The 6,979-nt window shown below is 74.7% G+C and carries 8 protein-coding genes; 4 read left to right on the top strand and 4 right to left on the bottom strand.

Features of this window, described 5'->3' with window-relative positions; all coding sequences use genetic code 11:
* On the top strand, window positions 1–180 hold a 180-nt coding region (locus E2E34_RS35995; protein WP_208765366.1), incomplete at its 5' end, for a hypothetical protein.
* Window positions 181–217: 37 nt separating this feature from the next.
* The gene (locus E2E34_RS28970) at window positions 218–1,000 is read left to right on the top strand and encodes a sulfite exporter TauE/SafE family protein (RefSeq protein WP_138904848.1); all 783 of its coding nucleotides are present in this window, start codon (window positions 218–220) and stop codon (window positions 998–1,000) included.
* 12 nt (window positions 1,001–1,012) lie between these two features.
* On the opposite strand, the gene E2E34_RS28965 is transcribed toward E2E34_RS28970, so the two are convergent.
* From E2E34_RS28965 to E2E34_RS28955, 3 genes are all read right to left on the bottom strand, one after another.
* Window positions 1,013–1,642 (bottom strand): class F sortase, encoded by a 630-nt coding sequence (locus E2E34_RS28965; protein ID WP_138904847.1) that lies wholly within the window; start codon window positions 1,640–1,642, stop codon window positions 1,013–1,015.
* A 125-nt stretch (window positions 1,643–1,767) separates the two neighbouring features.
* Window positions 1,768–2,397, bottom strand: coding sequence for a GVDTG sorting domain-containing protein (locus tag E2E34_RS35990; protein ID WP_208765365.1), 630 nt, complete (start codon window positions 2,395–2,397; stop codon window positions 1,768–1,770).
* A 256-nt stretch (window positions 2,398–2,653) separates the two neighbouring features.
* Complete coding sequence (locus E2E34_RS28955; protein ID WP_138904846.1) at window positions 2,654–3,460, bottom strand: aminotransferase class IV; 807 nt, start codon at window positions 3,458–3,460, stop codon at window positions 2,654–2,656.
* A gap of 132 nt (window positions 3,461–3,592) precedes the next feature.
* Here E2E34_RS28955 and E2E34_RS28950 point away from each other — a divergent pair, with 132 nt between their 5' ends.
* Window positions 3,593–4,324 carry an NADPH-dependent FMN reductase gene (locus tag E2E34_RS28950; RefSeq protein WP_138904845.1) on the top strand — a complete coding sequence of 244 codons (732 nt, stop codon included), beginning with the start codon at window positions 3,593–3,595 and terminating at the stop codon, window positions 4,322–4,324.
* Between the two features lie 197 nt (window positions 4,325–4,521).
* Window positions 4,522–4,845: a divalent-cation tolerance protein CutA gene (gene cutA / locus E2E34_RS28945; protein WP_138904844.1), complete on the top strand. Its 324-nt coding sequence runs from the start codon at window positions 4,522–4,524 to the stop codon at window positions 4,843–4,845.
* Window positions 4,846–4,848: 3 nt separating this feature from the next.
* Here cutA and E2E34_RS28940 read toward each other — a convergent pair.
* A partial coding sequence (locus tag E2E34_RS28940; protein ID WP_138904843.1) for a molybdopterin oxidoreductase family protein occupies window positions 4,849–6,979 on the bottom strand: 2,131 nt, incomplete at its 5' end.

The following is a 6,979-nucleotide window of genomic DNA, read 5'->3' as shown; positions in this document are numbered from 1 at the left end:
GCCTCCGCCCGTCCCACCGCCCGCGCCCGCGCGCAGCTCGCCGCCGCTCTCGTCGGCGCGAGCGCGCTCGCCGCGACGGTCCTGTCCGCCACCGTCGCACCGGCCGCGCCCGCGGCCCCCGACCGGACCCCCTCGGCCGGACCGGGAACCTCAGATGTCGCTCAAGACTCCGGCGATTGATGGACGCCGTACATCCGCCGTCCCTAGGGTCGCGATCATGCCCGACATATCGCTGACCATGATCGTCGTCCTGTGCCTCGCCGCCGCCGCGGCCGGCTGGATCGACGCGGTCGTGGGCGGCGGAGGGCTGCTGCTCCTGCCCGCCCTGCTGCTCGGGCTGCCCCACGTGCCCGCCGCGCACATCCTCGGCACCAACAAGGCGGTCGCCATCGTCGGCACGTCGGGCGCCGCCGTGACGTACCTCCGCAAGGCGCCGGTGAAGGTCGGGACGGCGGTACGGATCGGGCTCGCCGCCCTCGCCGGCTCCATGACCGGCGCGTTCTTCGCCGCCGGGATCAGCAGTGACGTACTGCGCCCCGTGATCATGGTCGTGCTGCTCGCGGTGGCGGCCTTCGTGCTCCTGCGGCCCTCCTTCGGCCGCGCCGCCGCCGAGCCGGGGCCGCCGGTCACCAGGGCCCGTACGGTCACCGCGATCGTCCTGGTCGGCGGCGGCATCGGCTTCTACGACGGCCTCTTCGGGCCCGGCACGGGCACCTTCCTCGTGCTGGCGCTGACCGCCGTGCTCCACCTGGACCTGGTCACCGCCTCCGCCAATGCCAAGATCGTCAACGTCTGCACCAACGCCGGAGCGCTCGCGATGTTCGCGTACCAGGGGACGGTGCTGTGGCAGCTCGCCGCCCTGATGGCGCTCTTCAACCTGGCCGGCGCGATGGCGGGGGCGCGCACGGCGCTCAAGAAGGGCAGCGAGTTCGTGCGCGGTGTGCTGCTGGTGGTGGTCTTCTCCCTGGTCGCGAAGCTGGCGTTCGACCAGTGGACGTAGGGCCGCCCCGCGCTAGCGCACGGCTGTCAGGTGCGCGTACGCGACCACGTTCCCCCGGTAGCCGGTCTTCTCGGAGAACGTGCCGCCGCAGGTGATCAGCCGCAGCTCCGCCTGGCCGGAGTCGGCGTACACCCGCTCCTCCGGGAAGTCCTCGCTGTCGTACACCTCGACGGCGTCGATCGTGAAGACGGCGGTACGCCCGTCCTTGCGCAGCACCTCCACGGTGTGGCCCTTCTTCAGCGCGCCGAGGTGGTAGAAGACGGACGGTCCCCGCGCGTTGTCGACGTGCCCGGCGAACACCGACGTGCCCTTCGCGCCGGGCGGGGTGCCGTCCTTGAACCACCCGGCGAGGTTGCGGTCCCCGGCCGGCGGTACGTCGAGACTCCCGTCGGGGCCCAGTCCGAGCCGCATGACGGGCGCGTCCACCCGGACCGCGGGTATCCGCACCCGCACGGGCTCGGAGGGCCGCAGCGGTTCGGCCGGCGGGACCGTGCTCCGCGGCACGTGCTCGGACCCGGCGGCGAACGCCTCGGCCGACGACGGCCGGGGCGGGTCCTGCCCGGCGAGCCCGTTCTGGATCAGCCAGAGGCCGGTGCAGACGGCGATGGCGACGAGGCCGCCCTGCGTACGCCGGTCCGTCATCGGTGATCACCCTCCAGTCCAAGCGGCCCCCGCGCCGCACGCCCCGCGTGCCCCCGCCCGGCTCGGGACCGGGCGGGGGCACGGGGAACCGCGGCGCTACGGACACGGGCGGCGGAGCCGTCCCGTCAGCGCTCCCGCGTGCCGCTCGCCCGGCGACGCAGGAGCCAGGTACCGCCGACGGCGGTCGCGGCCAGTACGGCCACACCCGCCGCGATCTGGGTGGTGTCGGCGTCCGCGGCCCCGCCGACGCCGGTCCTGACGTGGCCGGTGGGGTGCGTGGGCCGGTGGTCCGGTTCGTGCCGGGCCGGGTCGTGCCGGGCCGGATCGTGGCCGCCCTGCTCGTGGCGGCCCTTCTCGTGCCGCCCCGGGTCGTGGTGGGTCGGCTCCGGCGCCGGACCGGCGGTCACGGTCAGCCGGCCCTCGGCGGTGTTGCCGTTGTCGCAGGCCACCGCGATGTCATGGGTTCCCTCCGGGGCGTCCTGGGGAAGCTCGAACTGCCCGGTGACGACCTCCTTGTGGGTGGCGGGCCGCAGTGGGAAGTCGCCCGCCCCCACGGCGTTGGCGTCACCCGTGCCGCCGCTGTCGAATCCGCAGGCGGTGGTGTTCACCGTGATCGTCGCGCCGGGGCCCGCCGTCGCGGGGTGGACCTCCAGCGAGTGCTGCGGCGTGTCGTTCTCGGCGTACGCCGGACCCGCGCCGAGGCCGGACACGGCGGCCGCCAGCGCGGTGCCGGCCAGCAGAAGTGCAGGGCGCATGGGGATCCTCCCGGAAGCGTCGGTACGGCACTGACTCCGAGATAAGTGGCCGTACGCGCTCGGCGCCTGCTGAGGCCGGGTCAGATCAGCCGCGCCGCCGCCCCGCCGCGCCCGGCGCACACCGCGTTCACCCAGGTCAGCACCCGGGCGCGGGGCGGCCGGGACGGTCCACCCGCCGTGCGCCCCGAACGGGTGACAGGGGCGCCGGGGCCGCGCGCCGGCCGCGTCTTCGGCGGGCGCGCGGCGGGAGCCCGTCTCAGACGGGCTCCCAGGGCGTCTCCTCGTACACCGAGAGGACCGTCTTCATCAGCTCCTCGTCCACCGCGAACTCCGTCGCGTCGATCCGCCGCACCGGGGCGATGCCCTGCGAGTTGGTGACGAAGGCGGCCCGGTACGCGCCGAGGCCGTCCAGCGTCACCGGCCCGCGCACCGACGGCAGGCCGGACTCCGGGAGGCGGGCCTCCAGCAGCGCCATGGTGACGCCGTGCAGCGAGGGCGCGTCGGGCCAGACGACCGAAGTGCCGTCGTAGAAGGCGATGTTGGTGATCGCCCCCTCGGTGACCACCCCGCCGCGGCCGGTCAGCAGCGCGTCGTCGAAGCCCGCCTCCCGGGCCAGCCGGCCGTAGTGGGTCTGGGCGAATCCGCCCAGGTGCTTGAGGTGCGGGAAGGGCCGCTCGTACGGGACCGACATGAGGGACTGCGGCGCCGGTGGCATGGCGGCGGGCGGGCGGACGGTGACCATCAGGGTGGCCGCCCGGGCCTCGGGCGCGCGGAACACGTACACCCGCACCGCGGCGTCGCGCACCCCCGCCCCGTCGAGCGCGTGCCGCACCCGCGCGCGCACCAGCTCCCCGTCGAGGCCGCCGCCGAACACCTCCCGGGTGGCGGCGTCGAGCCGGGCGAGGTGCGCGCGCAGTCCGCGCACCCCGCCGTCCCGGACCTGCATCGCGGTGAAGTGGGCGTATCCGCCGTACAGCGCCGGGACGAGGAGGTCGTCGGCCGTGGAGGCGCGGCGGCCGTCGATCTCGACGTAGGGGGAGCCGGGGGCGGGAGGCGTGGTCATGCGACCACCGTAAGGGGGCGTTCGGCCGGCGTACCTCGCGGTCGGGTCCGGCCTTCCCCCTTGCGCCGGACCGGGAAACGGCCGCCGCGAGCGGCTTGACCTCAACCTTGGTCGAGGTACGAGTCTTGCCGCATGGACCACACCACGCGGGAATCCGCCCAGGTCGGCGCCCCTTCGACCGACACCGACTCCGACACCGACTCCGACACCGACTCCGACACCGGCAATCCGTCCGCCACCGCCGACCCGTCCGCCACAGACCGCTCGGACGCCGCCGGGCCGCCCGCCGGCCCTCTGCGCCTCGCCGTCATCGTCGCCAGCAACCGCGAAGGGCGCTTCGCCCCCGTCGTCACCGACTGGTTCCTCTCCCGCGCCGCCGCGTACGGCGGCCTCGACGTCGACGTGATCGACGTGGCCCGCGTCGACCTGCCGACCGCCCTGTCCTTCTCGCCGTCCGACGACGTCAAGGCGGTCCTCGCCGATGTCTCGCCGCGCCTCGCGGCCGCCGACGCCTTCGTCGTCGTCACCCCGGAGTACAACCACTCCTTCCCCGCGGCCCTCAAGAACCTCATCGACTGGCACGGCAGCGAGTGGCACGCCAAGCCCGTCGGCTTCGTCTCCTACGGCGGCATGTCCGGCGGCCTGCGCGCCGTCGAGCAACTGCGCCAGGTCTTCGCCGAGATGCACGCGACCACCATCCGCGAGACCGTCAGCTTCCACGGCGCCTGGTCCCACTTCGACGTCGACGGCCGGCACAAGGACCCGTCCGGCGCCGAGACCGCCGCCAAGGCCCTGCTGAACCAGCTCACCTGGTGGGCGCGCGCCCTGCGCGACGCCAGGTCCGTCCGCCCGTACGGCGGCTGAGCCCTGCGCGACGACAGGTCCGTCCGCCCGTACGGCGGCTGAGCCCTGCGCGACGACAGGTCCGTCCGCCCGTACGGCGGCTGAGCCCGGCGCGGCGCCCGGGCCGCCCCGTCGGCCGCTGCCCGCCGCCCACATCGGGGCCTTCGCCGACGCCGGCTTGAGACCATGGCCGAAGCCCCTACCCGAGGGAGAACACCATGGCCGAATGGCTGACCGTACTGACCACGACCGACAGCCGGGACAAGGCCCTGGCGCTCGCGCGGGGAGCCGTCGAGGCGCGGCTCGCGGCCTGTGCGCAGGTCGGCGGGCCCGTGACCTCCGTCTACCGGTGGGAGGGGGAGACGCAGACGGCGCAGGAGTGGCAGGTGGTGTTCAAGACGGCGGGCGCGCGCTACGAGGAGCTTGAGGCGCACCTCGAAGCCGCGCACGACTACGAGACGCCCGAGATCATCGCCACGGCCGTGGCACGCGGCAGCGAGCGGTACCTGGCGTGGGTGGGCGAGGAGACCGCCGGGCTGTGAGGCTCAGTCCCCCTCGCGCTCGACCCGTACGGCGCACACCTTGAACTCCGGCATGCGCGAGGTCGGGTCGAGCGCCGGGTTCGTCAGGGTGTTGGCGCGTCCCTCGCCCGGCCAGTGGAACGGCATGAAGACCGTGTCCGAGCGGATCGCGTCCGTGATCCGGGCCGGGGCGACCGCCCGCCCGCGCCGGGACACCACCGTCAGCCGGTCGCCCTCCGCGACGCCCAGGCGCTGGGCGAGCCGGGGGTGCAGCTCCACGAAGGGGCCGGGCGCGGCCGCGTTGAGTTCGTCCACGCGGCGCGTCTGGGCCCCGGACTGGTACTGCGCGACGACCCGGCCGGTGGTGAGCAGCACCGGGTACTCGGCGTCCGTCTCCTCCGCCGCCGGACGGTGCACGACGGGCACGAAGCGGGCGCGCCCGTCCTCCGTGGCGAACCGGTCGAGGAAGAGCCGGGGCGTACCGGGGTGCGGCTCGACCGCGTGCGCGCTGCCCTCGGAGCCGTCCGCGCTGCCCTCGGAGGCGTCGGGACAGGGCCAGAAGACGCCGTCCTCCTCGGCGATCCGGCGGTACGAGATGCCGGAGTAGTCCGCCGGGCCACCCGCCGAGGCGCGACGCAGCTCGTCGAAGACCTCCTCGGGGTCCACGGGGAAGCCCTTTTCATGGCCGAGCAGCGCCGCGAGCGCGTGCAGCACCTCCAGGTCGGTGCGCACGCCGGGCGGCGGGTCGACGGCCCTGCGCCGCAGCAGCACCCGCCCCTCCAGGTTCGTGGTCGTCCCCGTCTCCTCCGCCCACTGGGTGACGGGCAGGACGACGTCCGCCAGGGCCGCCGTCTCCGACAGGACGACGTCCGCGACGGCGAGGAAGTCCAGGGAGCGCAGCCGCTCCTCGATGTGGGAGGCGCGCGGCGCGGAGACCACCGGGTTCGAGCCCATGAGCAGCAGGGACTTGATGTCGCCGCCGAGTGCGTCGAGCAGTTCGTACGCGCTGCGCCCCGGCCCGGGAAGGCTGTCCGGGTCCACGCCCCACACCCCCGCGACGTGCTCGCGCGCGGCCGGGTCGGTGAGCTTGCGGTAGCCGGGCAGCTGGTCGGCCTTCTGGCCGTGCTCGCGGCCGCCCTGCCCGTTGCCCTGGCCGGTGAGGCAGCCGTATCCGGACAGGGGCCTGCCTGCCTTGCCCGTGGCGAGGCAGAGGTTGATCCAGGCGCTGACGGTGTCGGTGCCCTTGGACTGCTGCTCGGGGCCGCGTGCGGTCAGCACCATGCCGGTCCCGGCGTCGCAGAACATCCGTACGGCGTCCCGCAGCCGGGGGACCGGGACGCCGGTGACGCGCTCGACGTGCTCGGGCCAGTGCGCCATCGCGGCCGCCCGCGCCTCGTCCCAGCCGGCGGTGCGCTCCTGGATGAAGGCTTCGTCCGTACGGCCCTGGGCCACGACGAGGTGCAGCAGGCCCAGCGCGAGCGCCAGGTCGGTGCCGGGGCGCGGGGCGAGGTGCAGGTCGGCCTGCTCGGCGGTGCGGGTGCGGCGCGGGTCGACGACGATGAGTGTGCCGCCGTTCTCCTTCAGCTCCGTGAGGTAGCGCAGCGCGGGCGGCATCGTCTCGGCGAGGTTGGAGCCGACGAGGATCACGCAGCCGGTGCGCGGGATGTCCTCCAGCGGGAAGGGCAGGCCGCGGTCGAGGCCGAAGGCCCGCTGGTGGGCGGCGGCGGCCGACGACATGCAGAAGCGGCCGTTGTAGTCGATCTGCGAGGTGGACAGCACGACCCGGGCGAACTTGCCGAGCGCGTACGCCTTCTCGTTCGTGAGCCCGCCGCCTCCGAAGACGCCGACGGCGTCCCGCCCGTACACCTCCCGGGTACGGCCGAGCCCCTCCGCGATCTTCGCGAGGGCCTCCTCCCAGGTGGCCGGTTCGAGCCTGCCGGTTGCGGGGCGACGGACCAGCGGCTCGGTCAGGCGCACCCGGGAGGAGAGCACGGCGGGCGCCGTACGGCCCTTGCCGCACAGGGCGCCCCGGTTCACCGGGAAGTCCGTACGCTCGACGACTTCCACCACGTCGCCGCCCGCCGCCTCGCCACCGGGGACGGCGCGCAGGCTCATGCCGCACTGGAGCGCGCAGTACGGGCAGTGGGTGGGGGTC

The organism is Streptomyces albidochromogenes, from assembly GCF_005981925.1.
Lineage (GTDB): Bacteria > Actinomycetota > Actinomycetes > Streptomycetales > Streptomycetaceae > Streptomyces > Streptomyces albidochromogenes.
The sequence above is the reverse complement of the archived record's forward strand: the minus strand, read 5'-3'. Positions and strand labels throughout refer to the sequence as shown.